The 15,964-nt window shown below is 74.0% G+C and carries 15 protein-coding genes; 12 read left to right on the forward strand and 3 right to left on the reverse strand.

Translation table 11 applies throughout. From position 1 onward, the window contains the following. Nucleotides 1-22: 22 nt before the first annotated feature. Genes ACYX4T_RS12835 through ACYX4T_RS12850 form a run of 4 tightly spaced genes read left to right on the forward strand, consistent with a single transcriptional unit; the run spans nucleotide 23 to nucleotide 2,702 of the window. Entirely contained in the window at nucleotides 23-1,291 is a 1,269-nt protein-coding gene (locus tag ACYX4T_RS12835) for an aromatic ring-hydroxylating oxygenase subunit alpha (RefSeq protein WP_476014876.1), read from the forward strand. Beyond that, nucleotides 1,288-1,794, forward strand: coding sequence for an aromatic-ring-hydroxylating dioxygenase subunit beta (locus tag ACYX4T_RS12840; protein WP_476014877.1), 507 nt, complete (start codon nucleotides 1,288-1,290; stop codon nucleotides 1,792-1,794). Before ACYX4T_RS12835 ends, ACYX4T_RS12840 begins: the two co-directional genes overlap by 4 nt. Next, complete coding sequence (locus ACYX4T_RS12845) at nucleotides 1,794-2,042, forward strand: hypothetical protein (RefSeq protein WP_476014878.1); 249 nt, start codon at nucleotides 1,794-1,796, stop codon at nucleotides 2,040-2,042. The genes ACYX4T_RS12840 and ACYX4T_RS12845 overlap by 1 nt, the downstream gene beginning before the upstream one ends. A gap of 9 nt (nucleotides 2,043-2,051) precedes the next feature. Beyond that, entirely contained in the window at nucleotides 2,052-2,702 is a 651-nt protein-coding gene (locus ACYX4T_RS12850; protein ID WP_476014879.1) for a TetR/AcrR family transcriptional regulator, read from the forward strand. On the opposite strand, the gene ACYX4T_RS12855 is transcribed toward ACYX4T_RS12850, so the two are convergent. Further along, the gene (locus tag ACYX4T_RS12855) at nucleotides 2,703-3,524 is read right to left on the reverse strand and encodes an enoyl-CoA hydratase/isomerase family protein (RefSeq protein WP_476014880.1); all 822 of its coding nucleotides are present in this window, start codon (nucleotides 3,522-3,524) and stop codon (nucleotides 2,703-2,705) included. It lies immediately after the preceding gene. A gap of 53 nt (nucleotides 3,525-3,577) precedes the next feature. On the opposite strand from ACYX4T_RS12855, the gene ACYX4T_RS12860 reads away from it, so the two are divergent. From ACYX4T_RS12860 to ACYX4T_RS12890, 7 genes are all read left to right on the forward strand, one after another. Beyond that, entirely contained in the window at nucleotides 3,578-4,372 is a 795-nt protein-coding gene (locus tag ACYX4T_RS12860) for an SDR family NAD(P)-dependent oxidoreductase (protein ID WP_476014881.1), read from the forward strand. A gap of 55 nt (nucleotides 4,373-4,427) precedes the next feature. Further along, nucleotides 4,428-5,600, forward strand: coding sequence for an acyl-CoA dehydrogenase family protein (locus ACYX4T_RS12865; RefSeq protein WP_476014882.1), 1,173 nt, complete (start codon nucleotides 4,428-4,430; stop codon nucleotides 5,598-5,600). 37 nt (nucleotides 5,601-5,637) lie between these two features. After that, nucleotides 5,638-6,243 carry a TetR/AcrR family transcriptional regulator gene (locus ACYX4T_RS12870; RefSeq protein ID WP_476014883.1) on the forward strand — a complete coding sequence of 202 codons (606 nt, stop codon included), beginning with the start codon at nucleotides 5,638-5,640 and terminating at the stop codon, nucleotides 6,241-6,243. Further along, nucleotides 6,240-6,950 (forward strand): YoaK family protein, encoded by a 711-nt coding sequence (locus ACYX4T_RS12875; RefSeq protein WP_476014884.1) that lies wholly within the window; start codon nucleotides 6,240-6,242, stop codon nucleotides 6,948-6,950. The genes ACYX4T_RS12870 and ACYX4T_RS12875 overlap by 4 nt, the downstream gene beginning before the upstream one ends. A 173-nt stretch (nucleotides 6,951-7,123) precedes the next feature. Then, nucleotides 7,124-7,522 carry a hypothetical protein gene (locus ACYX4T_RS12880; RefSeq protein WP_476014885.1) on the forward strand — a complete coding sequence of 133 codons (399 nt, stop codon included), beginning with the start codon at nucleotides 7,124-7,126 and terminating at the stop codon, nucleotides 7,520-7,522. Between the two features lie 131 nt (nucleotides 7,523-7,653). Further along, a complete protein-coding gene (locus ACYX4T_RS12885) occupies nucleotides 7,654-8,271 on the forward strand; it encodes a DUF3159 domain-containing protein (RefSeq protein WP_476014886.1) in 618 nt (205 codons plus the stop codon). A 14-nt stretch (nucleotides 8,272-8,285) separates the two neighbouring features. Next, a complete protein-coding gene (locus ACYX4T_RS12890; protein ID WP_476014887.1) occupies nucleotides 8,286-9,731 on the forward strand; it encodes a carotenoid oxygenase family protein in 1,446 nt (481 codons plus the stop codon). Between the two features lie 58 nt (nucleotides 9,732-9,789). On the opposite strand, the gene katG is transcribed toward ACYX4T_RS12890, so the two are convergent. Beyond that, nucleotides 9,790-11,970 (reverse strand): catalase/peroxidase HPI, encoded by a 2,181-nt coding sequence (gene katG, locus ACYX4T_RS12895; protein ID WP_476015268.1) that lies wholly within the window; start codon nucleotides 11,968-11,970, stop codon nucleotides 9,790-9,792. Between the two features lie 247 nt (nucleotides 11,971-12,217). On the opposite strand from katG, the gene ACYX4T_RS12900 reads away from it, so the two are divergent. Next, nucleotides 12,218-13,774 (forward strand): adenylate/guanylate cyclase domain-containing protein, encoded by a 1,557-nt coding sequence (locus tag ACYX4T_RS12900; RefSeq protein WP_476014888.1) that lies wholly within the window; start codon nucleotides 12,218-12,220, stop codon nucleotides 13,772-13,774. Between the two features lie 280 nt (nucleotides 13,775-14,054). Here ACYX4T_RS12900 and ACYX4T_RS12905 read toward each other — a convergent pair whose 3' ends face one another. Then, nucleotides 14,055-15,827 carry a pyruvate dehydrogenase gene (locus ACYX4T_RS12905; RefSeq protein ID WP_476014889.1) on the reverse strand — a complete coding sequence of 591 codons (1,773 nt, stop codon included), beginning with the start codon at nucleotides 15,825-15,827 and terminating at the stop codon, nucleotides 14,055-14,057. Nucleotides 15,828-15,964 lie beyond the last annotated feature (137 nt).

The following is a 15,964-nucleotide window of genomic DNA, read 5'->3' on the forward strand; positions in this document are numbered from 1 at the left end:
TGTCCCGATCCGCGGAGAGCCCATGACCACCGTCGACGTCGACCCCGCCGCCGACCGCATTCGCGCGCTGGTCCTCGACGACCGCGTGCACGGCTCGATCTACACCGACCCGGACGTCTACGCCCGCGAGCTCGAGCGCATCTGGTACGCGACGTGGGTCTACGTCGGGCACGCGAGCGAGGTGCCCGAGCCGAACGACTACGTGCGCAAGACGATCGGCCCGCAGCAGGTCGTCATGACCCGCGACAAGACCGGCGCGATCCACGTCCTGCACAACCGCTGCTCGCACCGCGGCAACCTCGTCTGCGACGCCGACCGCGGCAACGCCGGGTCGTTCCGCTGCCCGTACCACGGGTGGACGTTCGCGAACACGGGCGACCTGCTCGGCTTCCCGTTCAACCAGGGTTACGGCGGCTCCCGCGCCCGGGCCGAGCTGCCGGGTTTGGGCGTGGTGCCGCGCGTCGAGTCGTACCGCGGCTTCGTGTTCGCGAGCCTGGCCCCCGACGGTCCGACGCTGCGCGAGCACCTCGGCGCCGCCGCCGAGCGGCTCGACCGCCTGTGTCGGCTCTCCCCCGAGGGCGAGGTCGAGCTGACCGCCGGCTGGGTCCGCCACGAGGTCACCGCGAACTGGAAGATGCTCGTCGAGAACGAGACCGACGGCTACCACCCGCAGTTCGTCCACTCCTCGATCTTCTCGATCTCCGGCAGCGGCATCGGCGCGCTCTACAGCGACAAGTCGACGGCCGTGACGCGCGCGCTCGGCGGCGGGCACACCGAGAACGACCTCAGCCCCGAGTTCCGGCGCCTCGGCGTCCCGATGGGCTGGGCCGGCACGCCGGAGGCGAAGATCCCGGACTACGTCGCCGCCATGCGCGCCGCCCACGGCGCGGCCGCCGCCGACGAGATCATGATCAACGGCTCGCCGCACGTCATGATCTTCCCGAACCTGTTCATCGCGGAGATCCAGCTCTTCCAGATCCAGCCGCTCGCCGTCGACCGCACCGTCCAGCACGTCACCGCGATCCAATTCAAGGGCGCGCCGGACCTCAACCGCCGCCTGGTCACCCAGTGCGTCGGATCCGTCGGACCGGCCGGGATGCTGCTGGCCGACGACGCGGAGATGTACGAGCGCAACCAGCGCGGCGTCGCGCAGCGGCAGCCCGCGTGGCTCGACCTCACCCGCGGGCTGCACCGCGAGCGCGTCGACGACGACGGCCACACGATCGGCACCGCCACCGACGAGACGTCGATGCGCGCGATGTGGCGGCACTACCGGGAGCTGATGACGTGACGACCGTGGCCGGCACCGGCACCACCGTCGCCCTCCGCGAGGCCGAGCAGTTCCTCTACCGCGAGGCGCGGCTGGCCGACGCGTTCGCGCTCGAGGAGTGGGAGGCGCTCTGGACCGACGACGCGGTCTACCACGTGCCCGTCGACCCCGACGCCGACCCGCGCACCCACATGTCGATCGTCTTCGACAACCGCGGGCGCATCGCGACGCGCATCAAGCAGCTGCAGACCGGGCGCCGGCACTCGCAGCGCCCGCCCTCGCGGCTGTGCCGGTCGGTGACGAACGTCGAGGTGCTCGGTCACGAGGGCGGTCCCGACGGCACGGACACCGTCGTCGGCTCCGTCGTGCAGGTCCTCGAGTCGCGCGACCGCGGGACGACGTGGTGGGTCGGGCGCGTGACGCACCGCCTGCGCCGCGTCGACGGCGAGCTGCGGATGGCCGCGAAGACCGTGGTGCTGGTCGACTCCGACCGCTCGCTCCCGACGATGTCGTTCCTCCTCTGATGGACGAGCGAGACGTCGTCGCCAACGAGTTCGCGACCGTCGCGGTCTCGATCGACGACCGCGGCAACGGCACCCGCCTGCGCCTGGAGGACCTGCGCACCGGCACCGTGCGCCACCTCGACGCGCTCGAGCTGGAGTCGATCGTGTGGGCGCCGGAGAGCTGGATGCGCGCGCTGCTCGACCCGTCGGCGCACCGGTGGCGCGACGCCGGGCGCGGACCGGTCCGGGAGTCGCTCGACGAGTCCTAGGATCGCGCCGTGCCCCGGGAGCGGACCGCGCGGCCGTCGGCCGACGGCCGCCCCACGTCGGGACGGAAGTCCGCCCGCACGCGCGAGCGCATCCTGGGCGCGGCCGCGCAGGTGCTGTCCCGGAAGGGCTGGGCGGGCACGCGGCTGGTCGACGTCGCCGAGGTCGCGCAGGTGCAGGCGCCGGCGGTCTACTACTACTGGCCCTCGCGGGAGGACCTGCTCGCCGAGGTCGTCACCGTCGGGCAGCAGGCGACGCTCGAGCACGTCGTCGCGTCGCTCGCCGCGCTGCCCGACGACGCGTCCGCGCTCGACCGCATCGACCGCGCGATCGCCGCGCACCTCGAGGTGGTGCTGCGCCGCTCGGAGTTCTCGCTCGCCGCGATCCGCAACGCCGCCCAGCTGCCCGCCGACATCCGCGAGCGCCAGCTCGTTGGCCAGCGCGCGTACGCCGACGTGTGGCGCGGGCTCGTCGAGGACGCCGTCGCCGCGGGCGAGCTGACCGCCGACGTCGACGCGCGCGCCGCGCGGATGCTCGTGCTCGGCGCGCTGAACTGGGCGCCGGAGTGGTGGAACCCCGAGCGCGGGTCGCTGGAGGAGGTCGTCGCCACGACGCAGCACGTGGTGCGGCGGGGCCTCGCCGGGACGGCCGGCGGCCGGTGATCAGTCTCCGGTGAACCGGGGCGCGCGCCGCTCGATCACCGCGTCCAGGCCCTCGCGCGCGTCGGCGGTGCCCGAGAGCTCGGAGACCGTGCGCGCCTCCTCTCCCAGCTGCGCCTCGACGCGCGCGCCGATCCCGGACCACAGCAGGCGCTTGGTGGCGGCGAGCGCCCGCGGGGCGCCGGCGGCGAGGCGGTCGACGAGCTCGTCGGTGCGCGCGGCGAGCTCGTCGTCGGGCACCACGGCGGTGAGGATGCCGGCGTCGAGGGCCTCGGCGGCGGTGAGCACGGGGTTGGTCAGCGCGATCTCCATCGCCTTCCGCAGCCCCACCAGCGCCGGGAGGGTCACCGTCGCGCCCGCGTCCGGGGCCATGCCCACGCGCGTCGCGCCGCCGAGGAACTGCGCGGACTCGGCGGCGACGACCAGGTCCGCCGCGCACACCAGCCCGAACCCGCCCCCGCCCGCAGCGAACCCGTGCACCGAGGCGACCACGGGCGCGGGCAGCGCGAGCAGCGCCTGCACGACCATCTGTAGCCGCGCGGTGGCCTCGCGCAGGTAGTCCGGGAGCCCGGTGCCCTTGCTCGCGAACGTCTTCACGTCGCCGCCCGCGCAGAAGTGCCGCCCCTCGCCCGAGATCACGAGCACCCGCAGGCCGGGGCGCGCGTGGCAGGCCATGACGGCGTCGTGGAACGCGCGCAGCAGGTCGACGTCGAGGCCGTTCGAGGCCTCCGGGCGGTTGAGCCGCAGCCGCGCGACGCCCCGGTCGTCGACGTCGAGCAGCACCGGTCCGGACCCCACCACCTGCTCGCCCACGGCCTCGCCCACCGCTAGCCTCCCCGCTGATTTCTAATGTGGATTAACCGTACACGGGAGGGACCGTGGATCTCGCACTCGCCGGCGCCCGCGTCGTGGTCACCGGCGGCGCCTCGAACATCGGCCGCGGCATCGTGCACGGCTTCGCCCGCGAAGGTGCGCGCATCCTGCTCGCCGACCGCGACGGCGCGCAGGCCGCGCGGGTGCGCGAGGAGGGCCTCGCGCTGGGGGCGGCGGCGGTCGAGGTGCTCGAGATCGACCTGACCACCGACGGCGCGGGCGGGCGGGTCGTGGGCGCCGCGGTGGAGCGGTGGGACGGCGTCGACGCGCTGGTGAACAACGCCGGCTGGAGCGTGCCGGGCTTCCTCACCGAGCAGACCGACCGCGCGCTGTGGCAGCGCACGGTCGAGACCAACCTCTACACGGCGATCGACTGCACGCAGGCCGCGCTGGCCCCGATGGGCGAGGCCGGCGCGGGGTCGGTCGTGTTCATCTCCAGCGACGCCGCGTTCGGCGCGATCCGCCAGGGCGTCTACGGCACGACGAAGGCCGGGCTCATCGCGCTGGCGCGCACCACCGCCCGCGAGCAGGGGCGTCGCGGGATCCGGTCGAATGTGGTGTGCCCCGGGCTCGTGCTCCCCGAGGAGGGCGGGGTCGGCGCGACGAGCCTGTGGGCCGGGGGGCGCGACGCGGTGTTCGACGACGACCAGGTCGCGTCGGTGGTGAGGCAGCAGCCGCTGCGGCGCCTGACGACTCCCGGCGACGTCGCCGACGCGGTCGTGTGGCTGTCCTCGCCGCGGGCGGCGCGTCAGGTGACCGGCCAGGTGATCGCCGTGGGCGGCGGCTCGTCGATGCCGTAGACACGGGCGCGCTCATTTTTTATTCTCTATGAGAAACCGAGCCCGGGAGCCCCGCGTGAACCCCTCCTCGATCGTCCCCGAGACCGACGAGCGCGCCGCGCTGCGCGAGGCCGTCTCCGGGCTCGTCGGCCGCTACGGCCACGACTACTTCGTCGCGCGCGCCCGCGCGCACGAGGAGCCGACCGCGCTCTGGAAGGACCTCGGCGCGAACGGCTTCCTGGGGGTGCACCTGCCCGAGCGGTACGGCGGGGGCGGCGGCACGCTGGGCGACTTCTCGGTGGTGGTCGAGGCCGCGTCGGCGGCGGGCTGCCCGCTGCTCATGACCGTCATCTCGCCCGCCATCTGCGGCACGATCCTCGCCCGCCACGCGTCCGTCGCGATGAACCGCCGCTGGCTGACCGGCATCGCCGACGGCTCGGTGAAGATGGCGTTCGCGATCACCGAGCCGGACGCCGGCTCGAACTCGCACGAGATCACGACGACCGCGCACGCGGACGGTGAGGGCTGGCGGCTGCGGGGCACCAAGTACTGGACCAGCGGCGTCGACGAGGCCGACGCGATCCTCGTCGTCGCGCGCAGCGGCACCGCCGAGGGCTCCGGGGCACGCCGCCCGCTGTCGCTGTTCGTCGTGCCGACCGACTCCCCCGGGCTGACGTGGCAGCCGATCGAGGCGGCGCTCGTGCAGCCCGAGCACCAGTTCACGGTGTGGTTCGACGACGTGCCCCTCGGCCCCGAGGCGCTCATCGGCGACGACGGCAACGGGCTGCGCCAGGTGTTCTCCGGGCTCAACCCGGAGCGGATCACCGCGGCGTCGATCAGCACCGGCATCGCGCTCTACGCGCTGGAGAAGGCGACGGCGTACGCGACGACGCGCACGGTGTGGAAGGGCGTGCCGATCGGCGCGCACCAGGGCGTCGCGCACCCGCTCGCCGAGGCCTACATCGGCGTCGCGCAGGCGCGGCTCATGGCGGCGCGCGCGGCGGAGCTCTTCGACGCCGGGCACGACGCGGCCGAGGCGTCGAACATCGCGAAGTTCGCCGCCGCCGACGCCTCGCTGCGCGCGCTCGACCAGGCCATGCAGGCCCACGGCGGCAACGGCCTCGCGCTCGAGTACGGGCTCGCCGACCTGTGGTTCCTCGCGCGCATGCTCAAGACCGCGCCGGTGAGCCGCGAGATGGTGCTGAACTTCGTCGCGCAGCACAGCCTCGGCCTGCCGTCGTCGTACTGAGCCTCGTCCCGGGGCGCGCGCGTCCTACGCTGGCGCGATGACCGGGGCGGCGCGGGACACGAAGTCCGCGCGCACGCGCCGCCGCGTCGTCGACGCCGCGGCGCACGTGCTGCTGCGCCGCGGGTACGCGGGCACGCGGCTCGCCGACGTCGCCGAGGTCGCGCAGGTGCAGGCGCCGGCGATCTACTACTACTTCTCCTCGCGCGACGAGCTGATCGACGAGGCCGTCGCCGTCGGGCTCGACCGGGCGCGGTCGCTGGTCACCGAGGCGCTCGCCGCGGCGCCCGCGGACGCCCGGGCGATCGACCGGCTCGCGATCGCGGTCGCCGCGCACCTGCGCACGCTGCTGACGCACTCCGACCACGCCGCCGCCGCGGTGCGCACCGTGCCGCAGCTGCCCGAGGCGATGCGCGAGCGCCACCGGCAGGCGCAGCGCGACTACGTCGACGTGTGGCGCGCACTGGTCGCGCAGGTGCGCGAGGAGGGCGACCTCGACCCGGCCCTCGACCCCGGCACCGCACTCATGGTCGTACTGGGCGCGCTCAACTGGACCGCGGAGTGGTGGGACCCGGCCCGCGGCTCGCTCGAGGGCGTCATCGACGCGGCCCAGCGGCTGGTGCGCGACGGGCTGGCCGGCCCGTGACCTGGGCGCTGCGTCGCGCCCTCGTCGACGACAGGGACGGGCCGCTGCCGGCGCTGCTGGTGGCCCTCACGTGCCTGGCGGGCGTCGTCGACGCGACGAGCATCCTCGCGCTCGACCACGTCTTCGTCGCCGCCATCACCGGCAACATCGTGTTCCTCGGGATCGCGCTCGCGGGCGCGGGCGGCTCGATCGTGGCGCCGGCCGTCGCGGTCGGCGGGTTCGCCGTGGGCGCGCTCGTCGGCGCGCGCATCGTCCGCCGGCCCGGGAGCCACCGCGGCCGCGCGGTCCGCGACGTCGCGGCCCTCAAGCTCGTCCTCGCCGTCCCGGTGGTCGTCCTCGTCGTGCTCGCCGCGGAGCCGATGCACCCCACGGCGCGCCTGACCGTGACGGTCCTGCTCGCCGCGTCGATGGGTGGCCAGCTGGCGCTCATCCGCTACCTCAAGGTCCCGGACCTGCTCACCGCGGTCCTGACGCTGACCACGATCGGCCTCCTCACCGAGCGCGGCGCCGGGCGCCGCGACCCGTTCGCGCTGCGCCGCGGCCTCGCGCTGCTGGCGTTCGTCGTGGGCGTCGTCGCCGGCGCGCTGCTGTGCCGCCTCGTCGCGCCGGGCGCGGCGCTCACCCTCGGGCTCGTGATCATCATCGGCGTCGGCGTGGGCAGCCACGCGGTGTCGCGGGTCGAGGCGCCGTGGACGGCGCCGCGGTGAGACCCCGGCGGGCCGTGCGCCGCGACCCCGGGGGGAGGACGACACCGCAGCGGACGGGGCCCTGACCGGACCCCGCACGCCCCTCCTACACCTCGCGTCACAAGTGGGGCTCGCCCTCGAGGCCGCGGCAGGGAATCATGGTGGGTCACACCGGGCAGGGGAGGAGGGGGAGCATGCAGGCGGACCTGCTCGCCGCGCGCGTCGTCGGCCTCATCGAGGGCGCGTCGTTCCCGCACCTCGACACCGCCTCGGTGATCGGCGTGATCGCCCTGCTGCTCGCCGGGGCCGGGCTCGTGACCGTGCGGGACTACGCGCTCGGGGGCGGCGACCTCCTGCCGCTGCTCGTCGCCGAGCCGCTCCCCCGCGCCGAGGCGTCGATCGGGGTCGTGCCGGCGCTCGGGGGCGTCACCGAGGACGTTCTCCGGCAGCTCACGCGGCAGGCCCAGCACCCGGCGGTCGACGGCCTGGTCGTGGTCGGTGCGGGGGCCCTGCCGACGCCGCTGCCGCGGCGCGTCGGCGGTGTGCCGCTCCGGCTCGCGGTGGTCGGTGCGCGCACCAACCAGGCCACCTGACACCCGTCCGGCGCAGCGATGACGCCGGATCGTGACCGTCCGCCGCGTCATCGGCGCGACAGGACCTTGAAACAGAATCTCTCCTGCTCCCATGATGACGCTGAGTCATCAGCGTCCGGCAGGAGACCGTCGTGCAGAAACTCGCCATCTTCCTGGGGTTCGTGCCCTGGATCGTCTTCTCGGTCGTCGCGGGCCCGAGCACCTGGATGTGGGCGGCGCTGGCCGCGCTCGTCTGCACGCTGGTCCTCGCGGTCCCGGACTGGCGCAGGTACCGGGCGATCAGCGTCCTCGACGCGGCGGCACTGGTGTTCTTCGCCGTGCTCGTCGTGCTCTCCCTGGTGCTCGACCGCGCGGCGCTGCAGCCGATCGAGGACCGCGCCCAGCTCCTGTCGAGCGTCGTGATCGCGCTCGTCGCGTTCGGCTCGCTCGCCGTCGGCCGGCCCTTCACCGAGTTCTACGCGAAGAAGGAGGCCCCGCAGGAGGTCTGGAACACCCCGACCTTCCGGAAGGTCAACCGCGTGCTCACCGCCCTGTGGGGCGGCGTGTTCGTGCTCAACGCGCTGTGCGACCTCGCCGTGGTGTCCGGTGCGAGCACGGACCTCTTCAACTGGGTGATCCCCGTCGTCGCGATCGTCGTCGCCATCAAGATCACGGCCTGGTACCCGGAGCACGTGCGCGCCCAGATCGCGCAGGCCCACCGCCCGCAGGGCGCCCACGAGGCGCCCCGGCCCCCGGCACAGCCGGCCTGACGGGAGGACGCACCGTGACCACGACCGTCCCCCCGGGACCCCCGCCCGTCGACGCCGCGCACGACCCGCACCTGTCCGGGACCTTCGAGCCCGTGATCGACGAGATCGACGCCGGCGACCTCGAGGTGACCGGCGAGCTCCCGCCCGAGATGGACGGGATGTACCTGCGCAACGGCCCCAACCCGCGCTTCACCCCGCTCGGCTCGTACGTCTACCCGCTCGAGGGCGACGGCATGGTGCACGGGCTGTGGGTGTCGGAGGGCCGCGCGCGCTACAGCAACCGCTTCGTCCACACCCCGATGCTCGACGCCGAGATCGCGGCGGGCCGCGCCCTGTGGGGCGGCCTGATGACCGGCTACACGCCGGGTGCCGACGAGGTCGGGCCCACGCTCGCCGGGATGATGAAGGACCTGCCCGACATCAACGTCGTGCGCCACGGCGGCCGGCTGCTCGCCCTCGCGGAGGCGGCGCCGCCCTACGCGCTGACCCCCGAGCTCGCGACCGTCGGCAAGGAGACCTTCGGCGGCTCGCTGCCCGCGGGCATGTGCGCCCACCCGAAGGTCGACCCGCGCACCGGCGAGATGGTCGTGTTCACCTACGGGCTCGAGCCGCCGTACCTGACGTGGTCGGTGCTCGGCCCCGACGGGGCGGCCCGGCGGATGCCGACGACGGTGCCCGACGTCGACACGCCCGTGATGATCCACGACATGGCGATCACCGAGCGCTTCGTGGTGCTCGTGCTCGGGCCGCTGTACTTCGACGTGGCCGCGGCGATGCGCGGCGGGTCGCTGCTCGCCTGGCGTCCCGACGACGGCACGCGGATCGCGCTGATCCCGCGCGACGGCGGCCCGGTCCGATGGGTGCACACCGAGGCGTTCTGGTCCTGGCACAGCGCCAACGCGTTCGACCTCCCCCCGACCGCCGACGGCACAGCGGGTGGCGTCGTCCTGGACTACGTCGAGTGGTCCCGGCCCGGCGGCCTCTCGCCGAACACGGGTCCGGTCGTCGGCGGCATCACGCGCGCGACGATCGACCCCGTTCGCGGGTCGGTCACGCGCGACTTCCTCACCGACCCGCACGGCATGGAGTTCCCGCGCGTCGACGACCGGCGCCTCGGCCGCCGGCACGGCGTCATCGGGCTCGGGACGAAGACGGGGCGCACCGACCTCGCGAACGGTGAGTTCGACGCGGTCCTCTGGGTCGACACCGCGACCGGGCGGAGCGTCACGTGGGACGCCGGCGACCTCTCGGTCGGCGAGCCGTGCTTCGTGCCGAGGCCCGGTACCGAGGACAGCGAGCAGGGCTGGTGGGTCACGTTCGCGACCGACCGCACCGACCGGTCCAGCTGGTTCGTCGTGATCCCCGGTGCCGACCCCGGCTCCGGACCGGTCGCGCGGGTGCGCATCCCCGTGCGCGTGCCGCTGGGCCTGCACGGCGCCTGGCTGCCGACACAGGAGTGAACGAGCGACGCCCCGGCTGCGTCGTGCGCAGCCGGGGCGTCCCTCGCTCCGACGACCGTCAGACCAGGTCGTAGCGGTCCAGCATCATGACCTTGTCCCACGCGGCGACGAAGTCGCGGACGAACTTCTCGTCGGCGTCGGCGCTGGCGTAGACCTCGGAGACGGCGCGCAGCTCGGAGTTCGAGCCGAACACGAGGTCGTTGCGGGTGCCCGTCCAGCGGATCTCGCCGTCGGCGCCGCGGGCCTCGTAGATGCCCTCCTCCTCGGCCATGCCCGCCCACTGGGTGTTCATGTCCAGCAGGTTGACGAAGAAGTCGTTCGTCAGCTGCCCCGGACGCTCGGTGAGCACGCCGTGGGTCGAGCCGCCCGTGTTCGCGCCGAGCACGCGCAGCCCGCCGACGAGGACGGTCATCTCCGGCGCGGACAGGCTCAGCAGGTTCGCGCGGTCGACCAGCAGGTACTCGGCGGGGAGGGCGTGGCCCTTGCCGAGGTAGTTGCGGAACCCGTCGGCCGACGGCTCGAGGTGGGTGAACGAGTCGACGTCGGTCCACTCCAGCGACGCGTCGGTGCGGCCCGGGGTGAACGGCACCTCGACCTGGTGCCCGGCGTCCCTCGCGGCCTGCTCCACCGCGGCGCAGCCGCCGAGGACGATGAGGTCGGCCAGCGAGATCTTCCCGGACGCCTGCTGGATGCCCTCGAGGGTCGACAGCGTCCGGCGCAGCTCCTGCGGGTCGTTGACCTCCCAGTCGATCTGCGGGTCGAGGCGCACGCGCGCGCCGTTGGCGCCGCCGCGCTTGTCGCCGACGCGGAACGTCGACGCCGACGCCCACGCGGCCTTGACCAGCTGCGAGATCGTCAGACCCGAGTCGAGGACCTGCTTCTTGAGGTCCGCGATCTCCGTGGCGTTCACCACCGGGCCCTCGTGCGCGGGCACCGGGTCCTGCCAGATCAGCGTCTCCTGCGGCACCCACGGCCCGAGGTAGCGCTGGATCGGGCCCATGTCGCGGTGGGTCAGCTTGTACCAGGCGCGGGCGAACGCGTCGGCGAACTCGTCCGGGTTCTGGTGGAACCGCCGCGAGATCTCCGAATAGACCGGGTCGACCTTCAGCGAGATGTCGGTGACGAGCATCGTCGGCTGGCGGGTGAGCTCACCGGTCTCCGGGTCGGGCACGGTGTTCGCGCCGCCATTGTTCACCGGCCGGTACTGCCACGCCCCCGCCGGCGACTTGTGCAGCTCCCACTCGTAGCCGAACAGGTTGTCGAAGTAGCCGTTGCTCCACCGCGCCGGCGTGGAGGTCCAGGTGACCTCGAGGCCGGAGGTGATGGTGTCGCGGCCCTTGCCCTTGCCGAACTTCTGGTGCCAGCCGAGGCCCTGCTCCTCGATGGCGGCGCCCTCGGGCTCCGCGCCGACGTACTGGTCGGGGTCGGCGGCACCGTGCGTCTTGCCGAAGGTGTGGCCACCGGCGATGAGGGCGACGGTCTCCTCGTCGTTCATCGCCATGCGGCCGAACGTCTCGCGGATGTCGCGGGCCGCGGCCAGCGGGTCCGGGTTGCCGTCCGGGCCCTCCGGGTTGACGTAGATCAGGCCCATCTGCGACGCGCCGAGCGGCTTCTCGAGCTGGCGGTCACCGGTGTAGCGCTGGTCGCCGCCGAGCCAGTAGTTCTCGGGGCCCCAGTAGGTCTCGTTGTCGGGCTCCCACACGTCCTGGCGCCCGCCGGCGAAGCCGAAGGTGGGGAAGCCCATGGTCTCCAGGGCGCGGTTGCCCGTGAAGATCATGAGGTCGGCCCAGGAGACCTTCTTGCCCCACTTCTGCTTGACCGGCCAGAGCAGGCGGCGGGCCTTGTCGAGGTTGCCGTTGTCCGGCCAGCTGTTGAGCGGGGCGAAGCGCTGCATGCCCATGCCGGCGCCGCCGCGGCCGTCGGCGAGGCGGTAGGTGCCGGCCGAGTGCCACGCCATGCGGATCATGAAGCCGCCGTAGTGGCCGAAGTCGGCGGGCCACCAGTCCTGCGAGGTCGTCAGGACGTGGTCGACGTCGGCGGCGAGCTCGTCGAGGTCGACGGTCTTGAACGCCTCGGCGTAGTCGAAGTCGGGGTCCATCGGGTTGGACACGGCGGTGTGGGTCCGCAGCACGCGCAGGTTGAGCTGGTTCGGCCACCAGTCGACGTTGCCGCCGCCCTCCGTCGGGTGCGCGAGGCGACCGGCGTGGACCGGGCACCCACCGGCGTCGTGGGTGTTCATCTCGGTCTCGCGGGTCACGTGTTCTGACACGAGGAAGTCCTCCGGGTCACGGGGTGGTCAATGGTCTGGGGGTGGTGGGCGGTGGAGCCGGGCGCAGGGGGCCGTGGCGGCGACCCGGGCCGGCGGTGACACGGCTCGCAGTGTCGCCTCTTTTCTGGAACAGATCAAGAATCCGGGGGTGGCGAGCAACATCTGCGCGCGGGCCCGTACGCGGTACCGACGGTACCGCGTCGATAGGCTGAGGATCATGACGTCCATCCCGGCCGGAGGCCGCGGCACCGTGCACCGCGACTTCCGCCCGGCGACGAAGGCGCTGGTCGGGGCGCTGGTGGTGGTCTCCAACGTCGTCGGCGCCGCCATCGTGCTCGCGCTCGCGGGCTACGTCCTGCCGACCCAGTCGCTGGTCGCGGACCTCGAGGACGCGCTGGATCGCAACCTGTGGACCTTCGGCCTCTACCTCGCCGTCGCCGTCCCGGTCGGGCTCGTGTGGGGCTACGGATGGGTGCGCGTGCCCACGCCGCCGGACCCGGACGACGACGAGGGCGCGTGGCGGCGCCACCGGGACCTCGCGCGCCGGGCGGTGCTGGGCGCGCCGGTACGGATCACCGTGGTGCAGGCGGTGCCCTGGGTCCTCGCGGTGCTGCTGTTCGTCACGATCAACGTGCGGTTCTCCGTCACCGTCGCGCTGACGGTCGGCTGCGTCGTCGCCCTCGGCGGCATGGCCACCGTCGCCGTCGCCCACCGCCTCTCCGAGCTGACCCTGCGCGGCGAGGTCGCCCGGGTGCTCGCCGAGGACCCGCCGAACCGCCTGGGCCTGCTGCCCGGGGTCGTCGCGCGCTCGCTCGGCGCGTGGCTGCTGGGCACCGGGGTGCCGCTGCTGGGCATCGCGCTCGCCGCCGCGGCGTCCCTGCTCTTCCGCGACTACTACACGGTCACGCGCCTCGGGGTCGTCGTGCTCGTGCTCGCGGTGGTCGCGCTGGCCGTGGGCTTCCTGCTCACGGCGCTGACGTCGACGTCGATGTCGCGGCCGGTGATGGCGGTGCGCCGGGCGCTGCGGCGCGTGCAGGACGGCGACCTGGAGGCCCGGGTCGAGGTCTCGGACCCCACCGAGCTCGGGATGCTGCAGGCCGGGTTCAACGAGATGGCCGCCGGGCTGCGCGAGCGCGACCGCGTCCGCGAGCTGTTCGGGCGCCACGTCGGCCAGGAGGTCGCCCGCGCCGCGCTCGCCGAGGAGATCGAGCTCGGCGGCGAGGTGCGCGAGCTCGCCGTGCTGTTCGTCGACATCGTCGGCTCGACCGAGATGGCGTTCGACCGCCCGCCGCAGGAGGTCGTCGCCGTGCTCAACGCGTTCTTCGCCGAGGTCGTCGACGTCGTCGAGACCCACCAGGGCTGGATCAACAAGTTCGAGGGCGACGCCGCGCTCGCCGTCTTCGGGGCGCCGGACGACCAACCGGACCCGGCCGCCGCCGCGCTCGCCGCCGCCCGCGCGCTCGCCGCGCGGCTCGCGACCGACGACTCCCCCGCCACCGCGGGCATCGGGGTCTCCGCCGGCCCGGCCGTCGCCGGCAACATCGGCGACGCGCGGCGCTACGAGTACACGGTCATCGGCGACCCGGTGAACGAGGCCGCGCGGCTGTGCGACGTCGCCAAGGGCCTGCCGGGCGGCGTCGCGGCGTCCGACGCGGCGACCTCGCGCGCCGGCGCCGACGAGGCGCGCCGGTGGTGCGAGGTCGACGTCGTACGCCTGCGCGGGCGCCAGCGCGTCACGCACGTCCACGCGCCGGAGCGGCACACCGGGAACTGACGCACGTCGCGCATGCGTACGAAGCCGGCGAGAACGATGGTCGGTGCGAGCGATGCGGCGTCGCTGGCGCTCATCGCCAGGATCGCCACATCCTCGCTCGCGCGACACGCCGGCCCTGCCACCCCGCCCGCCCGAGGCACGGGGTGCCTCAGCGTGGCGGGAACACCCCGGACGACGCCCGGGGCGCGATGCCACGGATGCGGGTCACGGCGTGTCGCGACGGCGAGGATGTGGCGATCCTGGCGTCCAACGCCAGCGATGCCGCATCGCTCGTTCCGGGTCAGCGCAGCGGGTGGCGGGGGATGGAGCGCAGGTTGGAGCGGGCGAGGTCGACCATCTTCCCGACGCCGCCGGCGAGGACCGTCCGCATGCCCGCCAGCGCGAAGCCGCGCACCTGCTCGGCGGTGATGTGCGGCGGGATCGACAGGGCGTCGGGGTCGGTGCGCACGTCCACCAGCGACGGGCCGCGGTGGTCGAGCGCGGTGCGCAGCGCCGCCCGCAGCTCGCGCGGGTCGTCCACCGTCACCGCGTGCAGCCCGGCCGCGCGGGCGATCGCGCCGAGGTCCGCGGGGCCGTGGTCGGTCTGGAACGACGGGAACCCGGCGACCATCATCTCCAGGCGGATCATGCCCAGCGAACCGTTGTTGAACGCGACGACGGTGAGGTCGAGGTCGTGCTCGACGGCGGTGAGCAGCTCGCCCATCAGCATCGTCAGGCCGCCGTCGCCGGACATCGACACGACCTGGCGCCCGCCCGGGACCTCGCGCTGCGACACCGCCGCCCCGATCGCGTGCGGCAGCGCGCCCGCCATCGTCCCGTGCCGGAAGGAGCCGATGATGCGCCGGCGCCCGGTCGGGGTGATGTAGCGCGCCGCCCACACGTTGCACATGCCGGTGTCGACGGTGACGACGGCGTCGTCGGCGAGCTCGTCGTCGAGCACCGCCGCGACGTACTCGGGGTGCACGGGGCGGTGGTCCTCGACGCGCGTCGTGTAGGCGTCGACGACGTGCTCGAGCGCCTCGGCGTGGTGGCGCAGCATGCGGTCGAGGAACGTGCGGTCGGTCTTCTCGGTGACGAGCGGCAGCAGCGCGCGCAGGGTCGCGCCGACGTCGCCCTCGACGCCGAGGTCGAGCACGGTGCGCCGGCCGAGGTGCCGGGCGTCGCGGTCGACCTGCACGGTGTGCGCCTGCGGCAGGAAGCCGTCGTAGGGGAAGTCGGTGCCGAGCAGCACGAGCAGGTCGGCGGAGTGGCTCGCCTCGAAGCAGGCGCCGTAGCCGAGCAGCCCGCTCATGCCGACGTCGTTCGGGTTGTCGTACTGGATCCACTCCTTGCCGCCCAGCGAGTGCCCCACCGGCGCCTTCACCCGCTCGGCCAGCGTGAGCACCTCGTCGCGGGCCTCCCGCACGCCCGCGCCGACGAAGAGCGTCACCGACGACGCCCGGTTGATCCGCTCCGCCAGGGCCTCGACGCGGTCGGGCGCGGGCACCACCACCGACGACGGCGCCACGAGGTCGCCCCGCCCCGTCTCGTGCGCGGCGGGCAGGGCGGTGACGTCGCCGGGCAGCACGAGCACCGACACCCCGCGGTCGGCGAGCGCGGTCTGCATCGCGATCCGCTGCAGGCGCGGCATCTGCTCGGGCCGCGAGATGAGCTCGCACCACGACGAGCACTCTCCGAACAGCCGCTCGGGGTGGGTCTCCTGGAAGTAGTTCGTGCCGATCTGCAGCGACGGGATGTGCGACGCGATCGCGAGCACCGGCGCGCCGGAGCGGTGCGCGTCGTACAGGCCCTGGATCAGGTGGGTGTTGCCGGGCCCGCAGCTGCCCGCGCACACCGCGAGCGACCCGGTCAGCTGCGCCTCCGCGGCGGCGGCGAGCGCGCCGGCCTCCTCGTTGTGCACGTGGACCCAGTCGATGCCGCCCCGCGCGGACCCGCCCGAGCGGCGCACGGCGTCGACGATCGGGTTGAGGCTGTCCCCCACCAGCCCGTAGATGCGCCGGACGCCGGCCTGGACGAGGACCTCGATGATCTGATCGGCGACGGTGCGGGCCACGGCGGTGATCGTCGCACCGCGGTCACGGGTCCGCGATGCCTCGGCGGCCTCGCGCATGGCTCGATCCGCGGGTGGGGTACCGGACGACCGTGACCGGCCCGCCTCCGGACCCCACGCCAGCACACTCCCCACCGCCG

The sequence above is a fragment of the Actinomycetospora sp. ABD4_176 genome (genome assembly GCF_056311855.1).